This window comes from Algoriphagus marincola DSM 16067 (assembly GCF_000429405.1).
In the GTDB taxonomy this organism is placed as follows: domain Bacteria; phylum Bacteroidota; class Bacteroidia; order Cytophagales; family Cyclobacteriaceae; genus Algoriphagus; species Algoriphagus marincola.
Genome location: NZ_AUBU01000014.1, coordinates 99,479 through 120,000 on the forward strand (window position 1 = coordinate 99,479; position 20,522 = coordinate 120,000).

The following is a 20,522-nucleotide window of genomic DNA, read 5'->3' on the forward strand; positions in this document are numbered from 1 at the left end:
CATTGTAAAATCTGTATTTTTGCGACCTCAAAATCATCCTGTTATCACCTATTTTACTGATTTCAAACCTAATTTCATCCTGTTGATAGGACAGGATTACATTCAAACATTTCGATTATAAATGAGCACACAAACTCCAAAAATTCTTTACACTCTCACTGATGAGGCTCCAGCACTAGCAACTTATTCTTTTTTACCTATAGTAAAAGCTTTTACCCAATCAGCTGGTATTGAAGTTGAAACTCGCGACATTTCTCTTTCAGGAAGAATTATTGCAAATTTCACCATTTACCTTAAGCCGGAACAGCAGCTTAATGATGCTTTGGCTGAGTTAGGGGCCATTGCTAAAACCCCTGAGGCTAATATCATCAAACTACCCAATATCTCTGCTTCTATTCCCCAGCTCAAAGCTGCTATCAAAGAATTGCAAGAGAAAGGATATGCACTTCCAAACTATCCGGATGAGCCCAAAAATGATGAGGAAAGAATTATCAAAGACACTTATGATAAAATCAAAGGCTCTGCGGTAAATCCGGTTCTAAGGGAAGGAAATTCAGACAGAAGGGCTCCGCAGGCAGTTAAGGCCTATGCCAAAAAGCATCCACACTCCATGGGCGCGTGGTCTGCTGATTCTAAAACCCGGGTAGCAAGCATGGAAAGTGGGGATTTTTACGGAAGTGAAAAGTCCCACACCTTGACGAAAGCAGATGAAATCAAGATTTTGCTCAAGGCAACGAACGGAGAAGAGGTCGTTTTGAAAGAAGGTCTTAAGCTTTTGGAAGGTGAAATCATCGATGCTTCTACCATGAGTGTATCTGCACTGCGTGACTTCTTCAAAAAAGCTATAGCCGAATCAAAGGCAGAGGGTGTGCTTTTCTCTCTTCACATGAAAGCAACCATGATGAAGGTTTCTGATCCTATTATTTTTGGACATGGAGTTAAGACCTTTTTTGAGCCTGTATTTGCAAAATATAAAAATCAACTTGAGGAGGCGGGTGCTGATGCCAATAATGGTTTCGGAGATGTACTTGCAGCGATTGATAAACTAGATCAGAATCTGAAAGCTGAAATCTTGGAGGAGATTGAAGCATGTTTGTCCGATCAGCCTGATTTGGCAATGGTGAATTCTGACAAAGGAATTACCAATCTTCATGTTCCATCTGATGTGATCATTGATGCATCTATGCCGGCTATGATTCGTTCGTCCGGAAAAATGTGGAATAAAGAAGGTAAGCTGCAGGATACGCTTGCGGTGATTCCTGACCGAAGCTATGCGGGAGTTTATCAAGCTACCATTGATTTTTGTAAGAAGCATGGAGCATTTGATCCCTCGACGATGGGTTCGGTACCCAATGTCGGTCTTATGGCTCAAAAGGCAGAAGAATACGGGTCACATGACAAGACTTTCGAGATTTCCCATGACGGGGAAGTGGAAGTGATTAATCAGGATGGTGATGTTTTGATTTCGCACTCCGTGCAAAAAGGAGATATCTGGAGAATGTGTCAAACCAAAGATGCTCCAATTCAAGACTGGGTTAAGCTTGCCGTAACGCGTGCAAGGCTTTCTGATACCCCTGCAGTATTCTGGTTGGATCCACAGAGAGCCCATGATTCTGAATTGATCAAAAAGGTCAATGCCTACTTACTCGACCATGATACCGAGGGACTAGAAATCCATATTATGTCTCCAATTGAGGCTACTAATTTTTCTCTTGCTAGAATCAAGGAAGGATTGGATACTATATCCGTCACGGGAAATGTCCTTAGAGACTACTTGACAGACTTGTTCCCAATTTTAGAATTGGGTACCTCTGCAAAAATGCTCTCAATCGTTCCTTTGATGAACGGAGGAGGTCTATTCGAAACTGGTGCGGGAGGATCTGCACCAAAGCATGTGCAACAATTCACTGCAGAAGGTCATTTGAGATGGGATTCTTTGGGTGAATTTTTGGCTTTGGCGGTTTCTTTGGAGCATTTGGGCAGAACCTACCAGAATGACCGTGCTATGATTTTGGCAGAAACACTCGATCAGGCTACCGGAAAATGGCTTGAAAATGATAAGTCACCTGCGAGGGTAGTGGGCAAACTCGATAACCGGGGAAGCCATTTCTACTTGGCAATGTATTGGGCCGAAGCTTTGGCTGCTCAGGAGAAAGATGAGGAATTGAAGCGGAAATTTGTTCAGGTTGCTGCTGCTTTGAATAGCAAGGCTGCTGAGATAGAAGAGGAGTTGAACGCAGCACAGGGCAAGAAGGTCGATATCGGTGGTTATTTCCGTCCAGATACAGAAAAGACTGCCAAGGCCATGCAGCCGAGTGTTCTCTTTAATCAGATTTTAGACTCATTAAATTTCGTGGAAGCGTAAAAAATCAAAGCCGCAGCTCAAACTGCGGCTTTTTTTATCCTTCTTCAAAACTGACATTTTGAGCTCTGAGGAATTCTTTGATGATACTTATATGAATACATTCACCTAGATGAATGAAGGCATAGTCGTTGATTTTTTTTGTCTTTCCATGGGCAACTATTTCCTTATCCTCAATATCAAATCCCAGGTGAAGATGCTTTGTCCGGCTTTGCATGCCGACTATTCTGCCCTCATCATCAAATAATGGACCGCCACTTTGACCGCGAAGACCCGGAGTGCTGAGTTCGATGCCGTATATTTTCTTGTTTTGGTCTCCCAAAAATCGGGTAAGCATTCCTTCAATCGGAAATCTTGGGGATCGGGCTACTCCGTTTGAGGTCCATTCAAGTTGGTTTTTCTCAGCATTAAACTGAAAATTGGAAAATTCCGGGAAGGGAAAGCCCAGGCGGCACAGCATTGCTCCCGGCTGAACACTCTGATCATCTTTCAAAAAGCGTGGTTTTCCCTGTGATAGGGACTTGTCAAACCCTTCAAATTTTAATAGAGCCAGGTCAAAGGTAGGATGAAGGACAAACTTGATGTTTTTTATTTTATCTACACAGTCCACAAAGGTAATCCGCATTTCGCAGGCTTTATCTTGTGAGAGATTGAGTGATTTTGCCAAAATATTTTGCTGCTTTCCACTCAAGGAAGGACTTTGGTCCAAGAAGCTTCTGTAATTCTTATTGATAGCATCCGCTTGCATGATCCATTGTGCGACATGCTTGCAAGTGAGAGCCCAGCCATCCTGATTGACAAAAAATAAAGTAGCCGATCCCCGTTGGATATTTTTTCCTCCAAAATTTCTCGAAATTGAATGGATAGCCCGGGTGAATCCGGCGACTTCCTGAATAGCTTTTACAAACATAAAAAGGTTTTATTGGACAAATTTCAAATTAGGGATTGATTTTCCAAAAGCCTTTGAAATGGAGAATTATTTGAAAAAATCTTCGAAATCGATTGAAAAAGGAAACAAGCGTGATGTGTAAATGAGCCAGTTGTTTTGTTTTGGGCTAGCCAAAAAATTGTAATAACTTTAAGCCAATTCTTATATTTTAAACCTGACTAGGTGAACTAGCTTTTAGATCAAACCTATATCAAAAACAATAAAATCATGAGCAAAATCAAAGTTGGAATTAACGGATTCGGAAGAATTGGTCGATTGGCATTTCGTGCAGCCCAAGAGCGGGATGATATGGAAGTGGTAGCAATCAATGACCTGATCGATGTAGATTACATCGCATACATGTTGAAGTATGATTCCACCCACGGGACTTTCAAGGGCTCTGTGGATGTCAAAGACGGCCATTTGGTGGTAAATGGAAAGTCTATTCGCGTGACTTCAGAAAGAAACCCTGCCGACTTGAAGTGGGGAGAAGTAGGAGCTGACTACGTGATCGAGTCTACCGGAATTTTCCTAACTAAGGATAAAGCACAAGCTCACATCGATGCTGGTGCCAAAAAAGTAATTATGTCTGCACCTTCTAAAGATGACACGCCGATGTTCGTCATGGGTGTAAATGAAGGTTCTTACACTCCAGACATGACCTTTGTTTCTAATGCATCTTGTACTACGAACTGTCTAGCTCCAATCGCTAAGGTTCTTAATGATAACTGGGGAATCGAAGAAGGTCTAATGACTACCGTTCACGCTACCACTGCAACCCAGAAAACTGTGGATGGTCCTTCAGCAAAGGACTGGAGAGGTGGAAGAGGAGCAGGTCAAAACATCATTCCTTCTTCGACAGGTGCAGCAAAAGCCGTAGGTAAAGTTATTCCTGATCTTAACGGAAAGTTGACAGGTATGGCGTTTAGAGTTCCTACTCCGGACGTATCTGTAGTCGATTTGACTGTCAGACTGAAGAAGCCTGCGAAGTATGAAGAGATCTGTGCAAAAATGAAAGAATACTCTGAGGGAGCAATGAAAGGAGTTTTAGGATACACGGAAGATGCTGTGGTTTCCAATGACTTTCTTGGTGATTCCCGTACATCCATTTTTGACGCTGGAGCAGGTATCCAACTCTCCGATACCTTCGTGAAAGTAGTCTCTTGGTATGACAATGAGTGGGGCTATTCTTGCAAAGTCTTAGACTTGCTAGCCTACATCGCTAATAAGTAATTCATAGAAAGCTCCTGAGAAGGAGCTTTTTTTATGGCTGAATGGAAAGAACTAAATGAAGCTTTAGAAGTTATTAATCTATTATGAGTACTTATCTTCCTTTCTTTCCATTGAAACTTATCGCTTTTCCCGGAGAAGAGCTTAATCTACACATTTTTGAGCCACGTTACAGGGAGCTTTTAGCGGATGTTGAAGCCTCAGGAGGTTCCTTTGGGGTTTGTGCGTATTTGGATAAACTTTCCGGATTCGGAACGGAAGTAACCCTCGAAAAGGTTTATAAGCGTTATGAAGATGGCCGACTCGATGTTCAGACTAAGGGAAAAAGGGCCTTTAAAATACTCTCTTTTCATAATCCTATGGAAGGAAAGTTGTATGCGGGAGGAGAGGTAGATTTTATTGAAAATATTCCTGTCACAAATGCAGTCCAGAATCACGAGTTTATATTTTATCTCAAGGAATTGCTCTACCTACTCCACTTTCCAAATGAAATCGATCCTTCGGCCACTACTTCTTTTACTTATGCTCACAAGGTAGGGCTTAAGTTGGAAGAAGAATTAGAGTTACTTCAGATTGAAGAAGAAGGAAAGCGGATGGAATACCTCATTAGACATTTTAAGCGAATCATTCCTGTAGTAAAGAGTATTGAGCGGGCTAAGGAAATCATCCGTCAAAACGGTCATTTCAAAAACCTAGATCCCTTGAACTTCTGAGAGGGTTAGAATAAATCATACTCGAAAAATTCTTGGAAACAAAAAAAGCAGGTTTCAAAACCTGCTTTTTGCTTTGGATTCTCCTAAAAGGCTTCCCGATATCGCTTTGCTCATCGGGATAGACTTCTCGACCTATTAAGAATCTCTAAATAACTGTGATCCCGCTGGGGCTCGAACCCAGGACCCTAACATTAAAAGTGTTATGCTCTACCAGCTGAGCTACGGAATCAAAATTTCAAATAAAAAGCGGACAATATCCGCCTTGTAAAGTGATCCTGTCAGGACTCGAACCTGAAACCTACTGCTTAGAAGGCAGTTGCTCTATCCAGTTGAGCTACAGGACCCAGTAAAATTGTCGGGGTGGCAAGATTCGAACTTGCGACCTCCTGCTCCCAAAGCAGGCGCGATAACCGGGCTACGCTACACCCCGAGAATTAGTTTGATCTTACACTTTTGTAAGTTTTCTCTTTTTTTTCTTTGAGCTTTTCGATATCGATTTGCTCTTCAGAATGAGTCTCTCGATCAGTCAAGAAGCTCAATATAACTGTGATCCCGCTGGTCCCGATCATTATCGGGACGATATCGCTTCGCTCATCGGGATAAACTTCTCGCCCTACCAAGATCTCTAAATAACTGTGATCCCGCTGGGGCTTCCCGAAATCGCTTTGCTCATCGGGATAGACTTCTCGCCCTATTAAGAATCTCTAAATAACTGTGATCCCGCTGGGGCTCGAACCCAGGACCCTAACATTAAAAGTGTTATGCTCTACCAGCTGAGCTACGGAATCATTTTTGGCTTAGAAATCCTCTCGAATTTCCATGTAAATATTTGTCAAATCTGGCTCCCAACCTTGCTTTTTGGTAGATCATTGCCTTAATTGGACTGCAAATTTATGACTCTTGAATTTAAATGCAAAGCACTAGACCAATCTTTCTGGTAAATCTTCTGTTCTTTTTCTTGATTGTTTTTCAACCTGTTTATTCACAGGGGGTTACGAATTCACTTCTTAAAGCAGATTCTTTGTTTGAAAGCAGAAGTTACAAGGAAGCCTTCGAAATTTACTCTGAAAACTATCAGGAAGGACTCTATTCTCCAGCCATGCTTTTGAAAATGGCCTTCATTGCTGAAGGGATGGGCGACAAGGAGCAGGCTACACATTATTTGGGTAAGTATTATGATCTCAATCCCAATGAACAAATTATCTCCAAAATTAAGACATTGACAGGGCAGACTACGCTGTTTGGATATGAGGTAGACGATAGAGATAGATTTGTTCTTTTTCTAGTGAACTACAAGCAATACCTATTGATGGCTCTCTCAGCTATCTTGCTTCTTTCAGTAATCATGATTTTTTGGACGAGTCGAAAAAATGAATCTCGTGTCAGTTATTGGCCGACCGCTGCTTTGATGATTTTGATCTTTCTTGTCAATAATTTTTTGGATAAGCCAAGTACGGGCTTGATTACACATAGTCCTACCTACATTACCACACATCCAAGTGCAGGGGGCGAGCTAGTCGATCAGATAGAGCCTGGTCACCGTGTCAAAATCAAATCCTCAAAAGATATTTGGTTTGAGGTAGAATGGAAAAATCAGCGAGCCTATATCCGGAAGGATCATATTACTAGACTTTGATCCGGAATATGAATTAGCTTTCTTCCTGAATCCAAATAAATCGGGTAGGGCCAGGCTAATTTTAGAACCTAATTCTTAATCCGTATTAAAGCATAAAAAAATCCCGAATTTTTTCGGGATTTCTTGTTTCAAAAAGATATTAAACTCAAAGTTCTTTTATTCTGATATTTCGGAAGTGAACGATGTCTCCATGATCCTGAAGAGCAATTCGTCCTTTTTTGTACTTCCCAAATCCAGGCATATCCTTGAATTTACTATCTGCAATCATTGCTTCCCATTCTGGAGTCCACATCGTGGTTTTTACGACATCAACCCCGTTGAGACGAAGCGTTAACTCACCTTCGTTTGCGATGATTTCAGCAAGATTCCATTCGCCTACCGGCTTGACAGTTTCTTCACTACTCAAAATTAGATCGTATAGGTCTCCTGCCCGATGACTGATGATTTTTGCGTCAGGGTGTCCGTCATTGTCCAGAACTTGCATTTCTGGACCTGTCTGCCACGGGTAATCATACTCTTCAGATTCATTGACGAGGAAGATGATACCGCTATTTCCATTAGGGGCTATTTTCCATTCTGTCTGAAAGTGGAAGTTTTCAAACTCCTGATCAGTGACGATATCACCTCCATCTCCAGTCTGCCATCCGTCTTTATTGGCTGCATCTAGATAAAGCTCTCCATTTTCTATTTTCCAGGCTTTACCAACTTCTCCACCTCCGTATTTGTGCCAGCCTGTGAAAGTTTCTCCATCGAAAAGGGAAATCCATTCAGACTCAGCGGGAGTACTTGTTTCAGTCATGGTTTCCTCGGATGCTGTATCGGTACTTGGGGAGCTGCATCCCCAAGCCATTGCTAGTCCTGCTACTAGTAGGTATTTGATTCGTTGCATGGTCAATTATTTTTTCAAAAGTAAAACGTATCTAACCATATCTTTTGCATCCTCTTCACTCAATCCTGGATGTGCTGGCATAGGAACTTCTCCCCATACACCGACTCCACCATTGATTACTTTTTGAGCGAGCATTGTTACATTTTCTTCTGTGCTTTCATACTTTGCAGCTACTTCAGCATAAGAAGGTCCAACGATTTTCCGCTCTACCATATGACAGGATTGGCAATCCGATCCTTTCACTTTTTCTAAGCCTTTGATATAAATCGGGTCATCCTGATATTTTTCCTCCAAACTCATTTCCTTCGCGGGAGCAGAACTGCTAGCAGCTGGAGAAGTGGTAGAAGTAGACTCGGAAGAGCTTTCTCCACCGCCACAGGCAAATGTCAAACTAGCCAATGCTAGTACTCCCAAACTGATTTGATTTTTAATTTTCATTCGATTGTAATTTGATATTTAAATGTCGTTTTTCTTTAGGCTTGAAGAGGATATCGTACAACTATCCTAAGTCTTTACTTGACTTTTTTATTTTGCTAATTTCCGAAATATTGATTTCTTGATTTCTTAAATTCCTAAGATTTTTTTGTTGAAATTTTCATCTGCGCCACTTCCGGCGAAGTCATCAAAGGCTTTCTCTGTGACTCTAATGATATGAGCATCGATGAATGGAGCACCTTCTGCAGCTCCTTGCTCTGGATGCTTGATCGCGCATTCCCATTCTAGTACCGCCCAACCGTCAAAATCATATTGCGAAAGTTTACTAAAAATTCCACCAAAATCAACTTGACCGTCACCTAATGATCGGAATCTACCTGCACGCTCTACCCATCCTTGGAATCCTCCATAGACACCTTGCTTTCCACTTGGATTGAATTCAGCGTCTTTCACATGGAACATTTTGATCCGGTCGTGATAGAAATCGATGAATTGTAGATAATCCAAGCATTGTAGCACGAAGTGACTTGGGTCGTAGAGTATATTTGCACGTTTGTGATTATTCACTTTTTCAAGGAACATCTCAAAGGTGATACCATCATGAAGGTCCTCGCCAGGGTGTAATTCATAGCAGACATCTACGCCATATTTGTCAAACTCATCCAAAATGGGAGTCCATCTTCTGGCCAATTCAGTAAATCCTGTATCGACCAAACCTGCAGGACGCTGTGGCCATGGATAAACAGTATGCCACATCAGCGCTCCAGAGAATGTCGCATGCGCAGAAAGTCCAAGATTGTGTGAAGCTTTTGCAGCATACTTCAATTGCTGAGTAGCCCATTCGGTTTTTGCCTTCAGATCGCCTGCCATCGATGCAGGTGCAAATCCATCAAAAAGTTCATTATAGGCTGGGTGAACAGCGACAAGCTGACCTTGCAGGTGAGTGGAGAGCTCAGTAATGACCAACCCTGCCTCCTCGACCGTTCCAGCTATTTCATCTGCATAATCCTTGCTTTCCGCAGCCTTTTGAAGATCAATCATTCTCGCGTCCCAAGAGGGGATTTGAACTCCCTTATAACCTAAATCTGCCATGTATTTACAGATATTCTTCAGGTTATTGAAAGGTGCTTGGTCATCCGCAAATTGCGCCAAAAATATGGCTGGTCCTTTGATCGTTTTCATTATGAATTTTTATTTTAGGTTTAAGAGTTATTTATTTTTCAACTACAAAAGAAGTCCATTTATATTCGGTCTCGGTACTTTTCAAGACATGTTCGATGAAGGCCATCCCACGGATACCATCTTCAATACCTGGGAAATCCTTCCACTCCTCCTTAGGAGTCTCCCCATTTCGCTCTGCATAAATACACCGGGCAAAATTTCTGTACAAATTGGCGAAGGCTTCTACGTAACCCTCGGGATGACCGGCAGGAGTCCGGGTGTTTTCTTGTGCCAGGGACCCGAGATAGCCAGTTCCAGCTCTGAAAATTTGTGCAGGTTGGCCTGGGTAGCGAACAATTAGACTGTTGTTGTCTTCTTGTTGCCATTCGATTCCGCCTTTGTCACCAAACACCCTGATTTTTAGATTGTTTTCCAAACCAGTATCGGTCTGAGATGCCATTAGAACTCCGGATGCACCGTTTTCAAACCGCATCAAAACAACACCGTCATCGTCAATCGGGCGTCCTTCGACTTTGATGTAAAGATCAGCACAGATTTTTTCTACTTTTTGCCCCGAGACATATTCAGCCAGGTGAAAGGCATGGGTACCAATATCTCCCATGCATCCAGCCATTCCGTTTCGCTTGGGGTCTGTTCGCCATTCGGCTTGCTTGTTGTCTTCTTTTTCAAGGAGTTTATACAGCCAGCCTTGTGGGTACTCTACATATACTTTGTGAATTTTTCCCAGCTTGCCCTCTTCGATCATTTGCTTGGCTTGCTTAATCATCGGGTAGCCAGAATAAGTATGTGTCAGTAAAAACTTCCGATCGCTGTTGCTGACGATATGATAAAGCTCTTTTGCTTCTTGATAGTTGAGTGTGAGGGGCTTGTCAAGCACCACATGAAATCCAGCCCGGATGGCTTTTGCAGTCGGATCAAAATGAACATTATTTGGGGTGACGATCACCACTACATCAATTCGCTCATCTTCGGGAAGCTGTAGCTCCTTTTCGAACATCTCGTCGTAGCTGGAGTAGACCCGGGAAGGGTTGAGTCTGAGCTCTTCGCCTCTTTTTTTAGACTTTTCAGGATTAGATGAAAATGCTCCAGCCGCAAGTTCAAACAGGCCGTCCATCAGTGCGCCGTTGAGGTGAATCGCTCCGATAAAAGAGCCCGGACCACCACCGACAAGACCAATTTTAAGTTTCTTATTTGTGGACATAGGTTATCAGGTTATTTGGATTTGAAAATAGTTGAATAATCGAAAAAAAGCCATTTTTTGCTGAGCTTCACAGATTATGTTTACAAATAGCCCCATCCCGTTATGAGTGGCTTTTTCAAAATAATTATCGGCCTAATTTCGAAAATTCAAAGGACTTGCTTAAAATACGCTAAATTCACCGAATTCTAAACTTTGACTTAATTCCCAACCCAGTTTTTCTATGAGTCTATTTGTGCGGATGCGCCTGTCTTTTATGATGTTTTTGGAGTTTTTCGTCTGGGGCTCTTGGTATGTGACGATGGGTACATTCTTGGGAGCGAATCTAGGAGCAAAAGATCAAGAAATTTCCCTGGCCTTCTCCACCCAGTCTTTTGGAGCAATCATAGCCCCGTTTATTGTGGGATTGATTGCAGATAGGTATTTCCATGCGCAGCGGATCTTGGGAGTGATTCATCTCTTGGGGGCCGTACTGATGTATTTATTGTATAGAAGTGAGGATTTTTCAGGCTTTTTCCCGCTTTTACTCGCTTACATGATTCTATTCATGCCGACTTTGGCCTTGGTCAATTCCATTTCTTTCAATCAAATGAAGGATCCGGCAAAGGAATTTTCTACCATTCGTGTTTGGGGTACAATCGGATGGATAGCAGCAGGAATTCTCATCAGTACCTTAGCATGGGATAGTACAGATGGGCTCGAAAGCGGACTGCTTGGCAATACTTGGCTGATGGCTTCAATTGTTTCTTTGGTGTTGGGGATTTTCAGTTTCACCTTACCAGCAGCACCCCCTCGTGCAAGTAGCAGTGAAAAGATCAAACTATCCGAGTTGTTGGGTCTGGATGCCTTGGCTCTTTTGAAAAACCGGAATTATGCCATTTTCTTTTTGAGTTCTGTCCTGATCTGTATCCCACTTGCATTTTATTATCAAAATGCCAGTCCATTTCTGACCGAAATTGGAGTAGAGAACTCTACCGGAAAAATGACAATCGGACAGATTTCCGAAGTGCTCTTTATGCTAGCCTTACCGATCTTTTTTTCAAAGTTTGGAATCAAAAAAACATTGATTGTTGCAATGCTTGCATGGGCTATTCGGTATGTGTTTTTTGCCTATGGTAATGCGAACGAAAATGTTTGGATGCTACTAGTAGGAATAGCACTTCATGGAGTTTGCTATGATTTTTTCTTTGTCAGCGGGCAGATATACACGGATGCTCATGCTGGGCATAAATATAAATCCTCCGCTCAGGGATTAATTACCTTAGCTACTTACGGGGTGGGGATGTTGATCGGCTTTTGGGCTGCCGGGCAAATCTCAGATTACTACCTCATTTCGCCAGGATTACATGACTGGCAGTCGATTTGGCTAATTCCTTCTGGTATTTCCGTTTTGGTTTTACTATTTTTCATACTCTTTTTCAAAAAAGAAAAAATCTAACCTCAAAATAACCCATCATGACCAAACCTATCAACCCAGGAAGAAGAGAGTCTTTCAAGAAAGTTTTGCTTGGAGGAGCAGCTCTCGGGAGCCTAAGTTCATTTGATTTTGAAGAATCAAAGAAGCCTTTATCTCTCAAAGGAAATATCAATCACGGAGTTTGCCTGTGGTCCATGCGTCCCCTTTCTTTGGAGGAATTATGTGCAGGAGCTAAGAAACTCGGAATACAAGGTGTGGATATTGTAGGCCCGGATGCCTATCCCACGCTTCAGAAATATGGGCTTCAGTGCTCCATGTCAAATGGTGCCGAAATTAGTATAGCCGATGGCTGGAATGATCCAAAATTCCACGATCAATTGGTCAAAAACTATGAAGAAGTCATTCCCATCGTCGCAAAAAATGGGTACAAGAACTTGATTGCGTTTTCCGGTAATCGAAGAGGGATGGATGATGAAACGGGTTTGGAAAATTGTGTCAAAGGTCTAAAGCGGATTATGGCTACAGCTGAAAAGCATGGTGTCGTGATTCAAATGGAGCTACTTAATAGTAAGGTTGACCACAAAGACTATATGTGTGATTTGTCCCCTTGGGGCATAGAATTGTGCAAAAGGATTGATAGCGAAAACTTTAAGCTGCTTTATGATATTTACCATATGCAGATCGATGAAGGGGATATTATTCGCACAATTAAAAACAATTACCAGTACTTTGGGCATTATCATACTGCGGGTAATCCTGGAAGAAACGAACTGGATCAAAATCAGGAGATCAATTACCCTGCCGTCATGCAGGCCATAGTTGATACTGGATACAAGGGATTTGTGTCCCATGAATTTGTTCCAAAACAGGAGGATAAATTGCTTGCTTTGCAGCAAGCGATTGAAGTCTGCGATGTTTGAAAATTAATTAACCAATAAACCATATAATTTATGGCAAATGAAAAGTATGATGCGATTGTAGTCGGGTCAGGAATAAGTGGCGGTTGGGCCGCCAAAGAGTTGACGGAAAAAGGGCTGAAAGTATTGCTCTTGGAGAGAGGACCGAATGTCGAGCACGTAAAAGATTACAAGACAGCAACCTTGCCACCTTGGGAAGTACCCCATCGAGGTAGGAGAACTATTGAAATGCTAGAAAAGCATCCTGTTCTCCGTAGAGATTATGTGCTGAATGAACTGAATGTAGACTGGTGGGCACACGAGGACGAGTCTCCATATGTGGAGGAAAAGCCATTCAACTGGTTCAGAGGATATCAAGTTGGTGGAAGATCTTTGCTTTGGGGAAGACAATCCTACCGCTTGGCAGATATTGATTTTGAAGCAAATGCGAAGGAAGGAATAGCTGTGGATTGGCCCATTCGATACAAAGATTTGGCACCTTGGTATTCATATGTAGAAAAATTCGCAGGGATTTCTGGAAATAAGGATGGCTTAGATATCCTTCCAGATGGGGAGTTTATGCCACCAATGCCGATGAACTGTGTGGAAGAGGATGCAGTGAAGCGGATCAAGGAGCATTACAAGGGGGCCCGCCATTGGATCATGGGCCGACCAGCCAACATTACTCAGCCACTTCCAGGCCGGGTAGGCTGTCAATACCGAAATAAATGCTCATTGGGCTGTCCGTTTGGGGGTTATTTTAGTACCCAAGCCTCAACCTTACCAGCTGCAGATGCGACAGGAAATCTTACGCTAAGACCTTGGTCTATCGTGAGAAGATTAATCTATGATAAGGATACTCAAAAAGCTACCGGAGTAGAGGTACTGGATGCAGAGACTAACCAGACTGTAGAATATGATGCCAAAATCATATTCCTCTGTGCTTCAGCCTTCAACTCCACTGCGATCTTGATGCGTTCTGCCACTGATATTTGGCCAGGCGGATTGGGATCTAGCTCGGGTGAATTGGGTCATAATGTGATGGATCACCATTTCCGATTAGGAGCAAGAGGAACCATCGATGGATATGAGGATAAATACTATTTCGGTAGAAGACCTACAGGCCTTTACATCCCTAGATTCCGAAACTTAAATGGTGAAAAACGAGATTACGTACGTGGGTTCGGTTATCAAGGTGGTGCGAGCCGCAGTGGATGGAGTAGAGACGTTGCCGAATTGAACTTTGGGGCGCCAATGAAGGATGCTTTGACTCAGCCAGGTCCATGGAGTATTGGATTTACTGCTTTTGGAGAGATTCTTCCTTATCATGACAACCATATCCGTCTCAGTGATACCGTGAAGGACAAGTGGGGAATGGAAGCTTTGGTAATGAACGCGGAGATCAAGGAGAATGAGAAAAACATGCGGAAAGACATGATGGCTGATGCAGCTGAAATGCTTGAAGTAGCTGGATTCAAAGACGTACAAACCTACGATGCAGGTTATACATTTGGACAGGGTATTCATGAAATGGGAACCGCTCGTATGGGTCGCGATCCAAAAACATCGGTACTGAATGGAAATAATCAGGTTTGGGATGCCAAAAATGTATTTGTCACTGATGGAGCTTGCATGACTTCTGCTGCTGCTCAAAACCCATCCCTGACCTACATGGCGTTGACAGCGAGAGCAGCAAATTTTGCAGTAGAAGAATTGAAGCGTCAGAATCTTTAATCAGAAAACAGAGAAACTATGAATATGAATAGAAGAGATGCACTCAAAAGCGTAGTACTGATGATGGGAGGAACCATGGTCGGAGCTACCGCTATTCTGACAGGATGTGCACCGGATAAACAAATTGAAGGATTGGATTTCAGTCCAGAGGACATCGCTTTTTTGGATGAAATTGGAGATACGATCATTCCAGAGACTGATACTCCAGGGGCAAAAGCTGCCGGAATCGGCACTTTCATGGTCATGATGGTCAAAGACACTTACGATGAAAACCAACAGAAGACCTTTGTGGATGGATTAAATATGATTCGTAAGGATTTCAAAGATTCTAAAGGTGTAGAATTTGAAAAAGCTAGTGCAGAGGACCGCTTGGCCTATTTGAATGGTATGTATGAGCAATTTAAGAGTTCTGAAAACCGTGAGCCACAGGTTATAGCTATGCTGAAGGATTTAACTGTTTTGGGATATTTTACCTCGGAGATAGGAGCAACTCAGGCTTTGAATTACGTAGAAGTACCCGGTCGATATGATGGATGTATTGACTTGAAGCCAGGTGACCGCGCCTATGCGATTTAAGTATTTGTTCATGTAAATTGGAAACCTCGGAATTTCAGATTCCGAGGTTTTTTATTGCATCCACTTTTCTCGCTGAGGAGTTCCTTGCTCAATTTGAAATTTGTATTCCGGGAAAAACTGAGTCGATGATTCCTTGATTTTATAAGAGTAGGAATTTCCATTGATCCGATGAACCTCTAGCTCACCTTTAGGACTTACATTTTTGATTTCGTCACCCAGCATGAGCACTTGGTAGGCGAAGCTGTCCGGATGGATCTTTTTTACGGATGCTCCTTCCAGTAGAACACCTAAATTGTTTCTGAGATAATCATTTTGGAAATCCTCTTCTAGCTTAATTCCTAGAATCGGTAAAATCTCTTTTAAATGCTCTATGATGGACTCTTTTCCTGAAATGTATCGACTGTAGAAACCCATGAAGTCAAATTTTCTGCTGACTTTTTCTACCTCTCTCCAAAAAGAATATTCCTGATAGCCACGCATTTTACTTCCAAATCTCTTCCAAGCAATCTGCATGAACTCTGATAGAGATAAGCCATCATTCAAAAGATGGATGTCCAAAGCAAGTGCAATAAGTGCCCCGTTGGAATAAATGTTTTGTCTCCGATCAGGAATCGACTTTTGATAGCCATCCACCCAGGTGTCAAAGGAGGATTCTAAAATGCTTTGATGTCTCCATCCAAAGTCTTCCGAAACTCGTTGAACAGTTCGCTGAAGTTTATCGAGAAACTCAGATAGTGACCAAAAACCGGATTTTAGTAAATAGAGGTCCCCCATGTATGAGGTGATTCCCTCCAAAATCCATCCTGACTCGGTATAGTTCTCCACACTAAAATCATACGGAAGAAGTGCTTTTGGCCGGATTCTGCAGACATTCCAAGCATGATAGAGCTCATGGCTGCTGATACCCATAAGTTCATGAAAATTTTTGGGATTTTTGAGGCTTTCTGCTGGGCCATAAGTAATCACAGTTCCTCGTCTATGCTCTACTCCATGATAATGAGTATAAGGGAGAAGTTGAAAAATGAAGTGATATTCCTCTTCTGGAAACATCCCAAAGTCATTGATTAGCTTCTCAGCAACTTTTTGAAGGGATTCTAGGAACTCATATTTGTTGAAATATATATCTCCTTTAAACCAACAGTGAAATTTGACGGAATTCACCTCGAATTTATTGTGCATGATCTGCTTAGTCGCCAGAATGGTTGAATCTGCCAATTGCTGGAAACTACTGGCCCTGAATTGGTTTGAATTTATCGAGTCAAGAGTAGTTACCTTGACAGGATAGGGGAAACGGGTCTGAACCTGACATTCTGAGGGAGCAACTCCATTGACCTCCATACAGCAGTTTACAAGATTCAAATACACCTGCTCATCGTCTATCCACGAGGATCCGGCATCCATTTGACCGGCAAAAAACTGGTATTTGACAGAATATTCTCCCTCTTTGCTAGCTTCAAATTGCCAAATAGCTTTCGAGACTTTCATAAATGGAACTTCTTCTCCAGAGAAATCCTTTACTGCAAAATCTCTTATAAATTTTGCATAATTAGCCTCTTGGTATCTTCCGGCACGCCATATGGGGAGTTTTAGGGATATTTTCCCCGGTGCTGATACTTGGAAACTTATGGAGACTTCCAAGAACTGAGAGGTAGGGTATTGTACCGAAAGCTGGTAATGGATCATAAATTTATCAGATTCAATGAGACAAATATTTATGGTGTATTTGTATTTCAAAATTGACTACGTATCTTTGCAGTCCTTTTTGGGGTTAAAGTCCAAAGGTCAAGAAACGAAAGCAATAAAATAAAGATATTCGATCATGAAAAGAACATTTCAGCCTTCCAATAGAAAAAGAAAGAATAAGCACGGATTCCGTGAAAGAATGTCTTCTGCTAATGGTAGAAGAGTGCTTAAGGCTCGTAGAGCAAAAGGAAGAAAGAAGCTTAGCGTTTCTTCTGAGAAAACACTCAAGAAATAATATTGAGGGAGATTTTGTAAGTTGCATGCATTAAGCATCCTTGCAATGAATTTCAGACTTCCTAAATCTGAACGGCTCCATAGCCAAAAACTAATCAAGGAACTTTTTGATAAAAGTTCCTCTTTTTTTTTGTATCCCTTTAAGGTGCTTTACCTCGAGGGAGAAGAGACCAATGGGAACTCACCGCAAGTTCTTTTTTCGGTTTCAAAGAGAAAAATCAATAAGGCTGTATCTCGCAATCTGATGAAACGCAGAATGCGGGAGGCTTATCGTATTAACAAACATTTGCTTTCAGAATCTTCGAGTCAATTATTTATTGGCTTAATTTATGTCTCATCAGACATCATGGAGTTTAAGCAGGTGGAAGAAAAGATCAAGCTTATTTTGCACCGAATTAATAAGGAACAATAAAATGAAAATGAATAAAACCAAGACAAAAATTCTTCTTGGAGCTCTAATCGGATTTTTTCTGTTAGCAGGTTCTGTGGCGTTTACGGTGAAAAATGACAAGCTTTTTGCAATCGCGAAGAACATAGACATTTTCGCCACACTTGTCAGAGAGTTGGATTCTTATTATGTCGATGAGATAGATGCTGATGAGTTGGTCACTGTGGGTATTCAGGCAATGCTAGATGAGCTTGATCCCTATACGGAATATATTCCAGAGGAAGAGTCTGAGGATTTTCGTGTGATGACCACTGGAGAATATGGTGGAGTAGGGGCGTTAATAGGCGCTAGAGGCGAGGGTAGCATGATCATTATGCCATATACCGGTTTTCCAGCTCAAAATGCAGGTTTGAGAATTGCAGACAAACTCCTAAAAGTGGATACTGTGGATGTCTCTCAGAAGAATACCTCAGAAGTATCTGAATTGCTAAAGGGACCAGAAAATACTCCCGTCAAGGTCAGTGTATTGCGCGATGCGGATACTTTGGAATTTGAATTGGTACGAAAGAAAATTTCTCTTAAAAATGTGCCGTATTATGGCAAATTGGATGCATCCACTGGGTATATCAAATTAAGTGATTTTACGACCAATGCTTCGGCGGAAGTTCGGAATGCATTGGTGGACTTAAAAGCACAGGGTGCCGAAAAATTGGTATTGGATCTCAGAGATAATCCAGGAGGACTATTATCTGAAGCGGTTGAGATTGTGAATTTATTTATTCCGAAAGGTAAGGAAGTGGTCAAGACAATAGGTAAGATTGAAAATGTAAACCGTACCTATAAGACTTCAAAGACTCCGGTGGATAAGAATATTCCTTTGGTGGTTTTGTTGAATGAGCGGAGCGCATCTGCCTCCGAGATTGTGGCTGGGGCATTGCAGGATTATGATAGAGCAGTCTTGGTAGGAAGGAAGTCTTTTGGAAAAGGGTTAGTACAGACGACGATTCCGCTTACCTATAATGCACAGGTGAAAGTGACTACCGCAAAATACTATATCCCAAGTGGTAGATGTATTCAAGCTATTGATTACGCATTGAGTAGAGAAGAAGGTGAAATTCGATCCATTCCGGATTCACTTCGGCAAGCGTTTAAAACGCAAAATGGAAGAACGGTTTTGGATGGGGCAGGTATCGAACCGGATGAGACCGTGGAAGCTTATAGATATGCTCCTATTACCTACAGTTTAGTAGCAGGTAATCATGTTTTTGATTTCGCTACGCAATATTTTTATTCTAAACCAGCAGTGGTAAATATTGAAGAGTTTGAAGTGAGTGATGAGCTCTATGAGGATTTTGTAAGTTTTCTTTCTGATAGAGAGTATGATTACACCACCTATTTGGAGAAGTCTCTAGAGGATATGAAGGAATTAGCGGAGCAGGCTCCATATTATTCTGAAATCAAAGAGCAGGTGGAGGCTTTGGAAAAGCGAATTATACACAATAAGGAGCAAGATTTGATTTCTTATCAAAAAGAGATTAGGAAAGCACTTCGGGAAGATATTATATCTCGTTACTATTTTCAGGAGGGGATGATTCAGGCGAGCCTTCAAAATGATTCTATCATTGAGAAAGCGATGGAGTTATTTAATACTCCAGATAAAATGGGGCAAATTCTCACTGCCAAGTCGGAGTAATGGTTTTGATTCTATCATTGGAGACTGCCACAGACAATTGTTCGGTGGCTATACATGACCGAGGACGGCTTGTAGCCTCAGCAAGCCATCTGGAATCAGGTGCGCATTCCCGAATGCTTCCATTATTGATGAATCAGGTGATGAATCAAACTGGTGTTAGCTTTCATGAATTAAAGGCTGTTGCAGTATCTGAAGGGCCGGGATCATATACGGGATTACGTATAGGTACATCGACTGCGAAAGGTTTGGCTTTTTCTTTAGATATTAAATTGTTGGCAATAGATACCCTAAAGGGGTTGGCCCACCTAGCCCGCAGTCAAAAACCAGGGTTTACTATAATTGCCATGCTAGATGCAAGAAGAATGGAGGTGTACCGAGAGGTTTTCGATTCGGAGGGAAAGCAGATTGCAGGTATCAATAGTGAAATTCTGGAGACTGATTCTTTCCAAAAATATTTGAAGGAAGGCCAAGTGTGTTTTGTCGGAAATGCCAATGAAAAGGCAAGTCAGGTAATCAACAGCCCAAATGCCTACTTCTTAGACAGCTTGCCAAATGCATCTTCCATTGGTGAATTAGCATGGGAGAACTATCAAAACGAGCGATTTGAGAGTATACCCTACTTTACTCCGAATTATTTGAAGGAATTTAGAGTTCTGAAGAGTAAGAAAAATCCATTTGCCTGATGAGTGAAATTGTAAATAGAGTGGCGAAAAGCCCAATCAAGTCTTTGAATTTGGAAGAGATTTATCCAAGAGAGGAGCGTGTTGGGTTTGATTTAAAAGATTTTCTGTTTCAGGAGTTGATTTTGAAAGAGCAGGATTTTCGCAAATCATTGAAGGAGTTGGATTTGGAACAGTATAAAAACAAGTGGGTGGCGATTTTTTGCAGTGCTGATGCGATAGTTCCTACCTGGGCTTACATGTTGGTAGCTTCTTATCTTCAACCAGTGGCCAAAGGGTTTGCAATTGGTGATTTTGAAGACTTAGAATTAAATATTGTCAACTTTTTGGTAGACAGCCTTGACCTGGAAGAATATCAGGATCGTCCCGTAGTCATAAAAGGATGTAGTTCAATTGAGATTCCTTTGTATGCCTATGGAAAGCTTGTTTCCAAGCTTCAGCCTATCTCCAAAACACTGATGTTTGGTGAACCTTGTAGTACCGTGCCGATTTATAAGAAGCCAAAAAGCTGATAGCGAGGTAGTCTCGGTAGGAGGTCAAAAAAAATAAGATTTTTAGGGTTCTTTTGTTTGTCTTTTCTGAACAACT

The 20,522-nt window shown here is 41.8% G+C and carries 19 protein-coding genes and 4 tRNA genes; 13 read left to right on the forward strand and 10 right to left on the reverse strand.

Annotation, left to right across the window (positions count from 1 at the left end; translation table 11 throughout):
• Positions 1–121 precede the first annotated feature (121 nt).
• Complete coding sequence (locus G457_RS0113430) at positions 122–2,365, forward strand: NADP-dependent isocitrate dehydrogenase (protein ID WP_026946943.1); 2,244 nt, start codon at positions 122–124, stop codon at positions 2,363–2,365.
• A 34-nt stretch (positions 2,366–2,399) separates the two neighbouring features.
• Here G457_RS0113430 and G457_RS0113435 read toward each other — a convergent pair whose 3' ends face one another.
• The gene (locus tag G457_RS0113435) at positions 2,400–3,272 is read right to left on the reverse strand and encodes a S1 family peptidase (protein ID WP_026946944.1); all 873 of its coding nucleotides are present in this window, start codon (positions 3,270–3,272) and stop codon (positions 2,400–2,402) included.
• Positions 3,273–3,518: 246 nt separating this feature from the next.
• Between G457_RS0113435 and gap the strand changes: the two genes are divergently transcribed.
• Together gap and G457_RS0113445 are read left to right on the forward strand one after the other, a co-directional pair.
• Positions 3,519–4,523 carry a type I glyceraldehyde-3-phosphate dehydrogenase gene (gene gap, locus G457_RS0113440; protein WP_024283313.1) on the forward strand — a complete coding sequence of 335 codons (1,005 nt, stop codon included), beginning with the start codon at positions 3,519–3,521 and terminating at the stop codon, positions 4,521–4,523.
• A gap of 83 nt (positions 4,524–4,606) precedes the next feature.
• Complete coding sequence (locus G457_RS0113445) at positions 4,607–5,233, forward strand: LON peptidase substrate-binding domain-containing protein (RefSeq protein ID WP_026946945.1); 627 nt, start codon at positions 4,607–4,609, stop codon at positions 5,231–5,233.
• Between the two features lie 156 nt (positions 5,234–5,389).
• Here G457_RS0113445 and G457_RS0113450 read toward each other — a convergent pair.
• From G457_RS0113450 to G457_RS0113470, 4 genes are all read right to left on the reverse strand, one after another.
• Positions 5,390–5,462: transfer RNA gene (locus tag G457_RS0113450), tRNA-Lys, on the reverse strand.
• Positions 5,463–5,503: 41 nt separating this feature from the next.
• A tRNA-Arg gene (locus G457_RS0113455) sits at positions 5,504–5,577 on the reverse strand.
• A gap of 11 nt (positions 5,578–5,588) precedes the next feature.
• A tRNA-Pro gene (locus G457_RS0113460) sits at positions 5,589–5,663 on the reverse strand.
• A 285-nt stretch (positions 5,664–5,948) separates the two neighbouring features.
• Positions 5,949–6,021: transfer RNA gene (locus tag G457_RS0113470), tRNA-Lys, on the reverse strand.
• 233 nt (positions 6,022–6,254) lie between these two features.
• Between G457_RS0113470 and G457_RS0113475 the strand changes: the two genes are divergently transcribed.
• A complete protein-coding gene (locus G457_RS0113475) occupies positions 6,255–6,869 on the forward strand; it encodes an SH3 domain-containing protein (RefSeq protein ID WP_248602862.1) in 615 nt (204 codons plus the stop codon).
• A gap of 145 nt (positions 6,870–7,014) precedes the next feature.
• On the opposite strand, the gene G457_RS0113480 is transcribed toward G457_RS0113475, so the two are convergent.
• From G457_RS0113480 to G457_RS0113495, 4 genes are all read right to left on the reverse strand, one after another.
• Positions 7,015–7,758, reverse strand: coding sequence for a 3-keto-disaccharide hydrolase (locus tag G457_RS0113480; protein ID WP_026946948.1), 744 nt, complete (start codon positions 7,756–7,758; stop codon positions 7,015–7,017).
• 6 nt (positions 7,759–7,764) lie between these two features.
• On the reverse strand, positions 7,765–8,196 hold the full coding sequence (locus tag G457_RS0113485; RefSeq protein ID WP_026946949.1) for a c-type cytochrome: 432 nt from the start codon (positions 8,194–8,196) through the stop codon (positions 7,765–7,767).
• Positions 8,197–8,322: 126 nt separating this feature from the next.
• Positions 8,323–9,375 carry a sugar phosphate isomerase/epimerase family protein gene (locus G457_RS0113490; RefSeq protein ID WP_026946950.1) on the reverse strand — a complete coding sequence of 351 codons (1,053 nt, stop codon included), beginning with the start codon at positions 9,373–9,375 and terminating at the stop codon, positions 8,323–8,325.
• A gap of 31 nt (positions 9,376–9,406) precedes the next feature.
• Positions 9,407–10,576 (reverse strand): Gfo/Idh/MocA family protein, encoded by a 1,170-nt coding sequence (locus G457_RS0113495; protein WP_026946951.1) that lies wholly within the window; start codon positions 10,574–10,576, stop codon positions 9,407–9,409.
• 220 nt (positions 10,577–10,796) lie between these two features.
• Here G457_RS0113495 and G457_RS0113505 point away from each other — a divergent pair, with 220 nt between their 5' ends.
• The 4 genes from G457_RS0113505 to G457_RS0113520 are packed head-to-tail and all read left to right on the forward strand — an operon-like array spanning position 10,797 to position 15,196.
• On the forward strand, positions 10,797–12,011 hold the full coding sequence (locus G457_RS0113505) for a nucleoside permease (protein ID WP_026946952.1): 1,215 nt from the start codon (positions 10,797–10,799) through the stop codon (positions 12,009–12,011).
• Between the two features lie 17 nt (positions 12,012–12,028).
• Positions 12,029–12,910: a hydroxypyruvate isomerase family protein gene (locus G457_RS0113510; protein ID WP_035483901.1), complete on the forward strand. Its 882-nt coding sequence runs from the start codon at positions 12,029–12,031 to the stop codon at positions 12,908–12,910.
• A gap of 30 nt (positions 12,911–12,940) precedes the next feature.
• Positions 12,941–14,620 carry a GMC oxidoreductase gene (locus tag G457_RS0113515; protein ID WP_026946954.1) on the forward strand — a complete coding sequence of 560 codons (1,680 nt, stop codon included), beginning with the start codon at positions 12,941–12,943 and terminating at the stop codon, positions 14,618–14,620.
• A gap of 18 nt (positions 14,621–14,638) precedes the next feature.
• The gene (locus tag G457_RS0113520; protein WP_026946955.1) at positions 14,639–15,196 is read left to right on the forward strand and encodes a gluconate 2-dehydrogenase subunit 3 family protein; all 558 of its coding nucleotides are present in this window, start codon (positions 14,639–14,641) and stop codon (positions 15,194–15,196) included.
• A gap of 51 nt (positions 15,197–15,247) precedes the next feature.
• On the opposite strand, the gene G457_RS21500 is transcribed toward G457_RS0113520, so the two are convergent.
• A complete protein-coding gene (locus tag G457_RS21500; RefSeq protein WP_051260826.1) occupies positions 15,248–16,879 on the reverse strand; it encodes a M61 family metallopeptidase in 1,632 nt (543 codons plus the stop codon).
• A gap of 136 nt (positions 16,880–17,015) precedes the next feature.
• Here G457_RS21500 and rpmH point away from each other — a divergent pair, with 136 nt between their 5' ends.
• The 5 genes from rpmH to G457_RS0113545 are packed head-to-tail and all read left to right on the forward strand — an operon-like array spanning position 17,016 to position 20,446.
• Positions 17,016–17,174 carry a 50S ribosomal protein L34 gene (gene rpmH, locus G457_RS22565; RefSeq protein WP_081701441.1) on the forward strand — a complete coding sequence of 53 codons (159 nt, stop codon included), beginning with the start codon at positions 17,016–17,018 and terminating at the stop codon, positions 17,172–17,174.
• 45 nt (positions 17,175–17,219) lie between these two features.
• A complete protein-coding gene (gene rnpA / locus G457_RS0113530) occupies positions 17,220–17,585 on the forward strand; it encodes a ribonuclease P protein component (protein ID WP_026946956.1) in 366 nt (121 codons plus the stop codon).
• Position 17,586: 1 nt separating this feature from the next.
• A complete protein-coding gene (locus tag G457_RS0113535; RefSeq protein ID WP_026946957.1) occupies positions 17,587–19,254 on the forward strand; it encodes a S41 family peptidase in 1,668 nt (555 codons plus the stop codon).
• The gene (gene tsaB / locus G457_RS0113540; protein WP_026946958.1) at positions 19,254–19,937 is read left to right on the forward strand and encodes a tRNA (adenosine(37)-N6)-threonylcarbamoyltransferase complex dimerization subunit type 1 TsaB; all 684 of its coding nucleotides are present in this window, start codon (positions 19,254–19,256) and stop codon (positions 19,935–19,937) included. Before G457_RS0113535 ends, tsaB begins: the two co-directional genes overlap by 1 nt.
• Positions 19,937–20,446: a DUF2480 family protein gene (locus G457_RS0113545; protein WP_026946959.1), complete on the forward strand. Its 510-nt coding sequence runs from the start codon at positions 19,937–19,939 to the stop codon at positions 20,444–20,446. The genes tsaB and G457_RS0113545 overlap by 1 nt, the downstream gene beginning before the upstream one ends.
• Positions 20,447–20,522: the final 76 nt, after the last annotated feature.

Excerpts from the sequence above, each read along its gene's own strand:
- G457_RS0113505 (WP_026946952.1), top strand. The coding sequence starts at position 10,797 with ATGAGTCTATTTGTGCGGATGCGCCTGTCTTTTATGATGTTTTTGGAG.
- G457_RS0113445 (WP_026946945.1), top strand. The coding sequence starts at position 4,607 with ATGAGTACTTATCTTCCTTTCTTTCCATTGAAACTTATCGCTTTTCCC.
- G457_RS0113490 (WP_026946950.1), bottom strand. The coding sequence starts at position 9,375 with ATGAAAACGATCAAAGGACCAGCCATATTTTTGGCGCAATTTGCGGAT.
- G457_RS0113535 (WP_026946957.1), top strand. The coding sequence starts at position 17,587 with ATGAAAATGAATAAAACCAAGACAAAAATTCTTCTTGGAGCTCTAATC.
- G457_RS0113520 (WP_026946955.1), top strand. The coding sequence starts at position 14,639 with ATGAATATGAATAGAAGAGATGCACTCAAAAGCGTAGTACTGATGATG.
- G457_RS0113545 (WP_026946959.1), top strand. The coding sequence starts at position 19,937 with ATGAGTGAAATTGTAAATAGAGTGGCGAAAAGCCCAATCAAGTCTTTG.
- G457_RS0113510 (WP_035483901.1), top strand. The coding sequence starts at position 12,029 with ATGACCAAACCTATCAACCCAGGAAGAAGAGAGTCTTTCAAGAAAGTT.
- G457_RS0113515 (WP_026946954.1), top strand. The coding sequence starts at position 12,941 with ATGGCAAATGAAAAGTATGATGCGATTGTAGTCGGGTCAGGAATAAGT.
- gap (WP_024283313.1), top strand. The coding sequence starts at position 3,519 with ATGAGCAAAATCAAAGTTGGAATTAACGGATTCGGAAGAATTGGTCGA.
- rnpA (WP_026946956.1), top strand. The coding sequence starts at position 17,220 with ATGAATTTCAGACTTCCTAAATCTGAACGGCTCCATAGCCAAAAACTA.
- G457_RS21500 (WP_051260826.1), bottom strand. The coding sequence starts at position 16,879 with ATGATCCATTACCAGCTTTCGGTACAATACCCTACCTCTCAGTTCTTG.
- G457_RS0113485 (WP_026946949.1), bottom strand. The coding sequence starts at position 8,196 with ATGAAAATTAAAAATCAAATCAGTTTGGGAGTACTAGCATTGGCTAGT.
- G457_RS0113480 (WP_026946948.1), bottom strand. The coding sequence starts at position 7,758 with ATGCAACGAATCAAATACCTACTAGTAGCAGGACTAGCAATGGCTTGG.
- G457_RS0113495 (WP_026946951.1), bottom strand. The coding sequence starts at position 10,576 with ATGTCCACAAATAAGAAACTTAAAATTGGTCTTGTCGGTGGTGGTCCG.
- rpmH (WP_081701441.1), top strand. The coding sequence starts at position 17,016 with ATGAAAAGAACATTTCAGCCTTCCAATAGAAAAAGAAAGAATAAGCAC.
- G457_RS0113435 (WP_026946944.1), bottom strand. The coding sequence starts at position 3,272 with ATGTTTGTAAAAGCTATTCAGGAAGTCGCCGGATTCACCCGGGCTATC.
- tsaB (WP_026946958.1), top strand. The coding sequence starts at position 19,254 with ATGGTTTTGATTCTATCATTGGAGACTGCCACAGACAATTGTTCGGTG.
- G457_RS0113430 (WP_026946943.1), top strand. The coding sequence starts at position 122 with ATGAGCACACAAACTCCAAAAATTCTTTACACTCTCACTGATGAGGCT.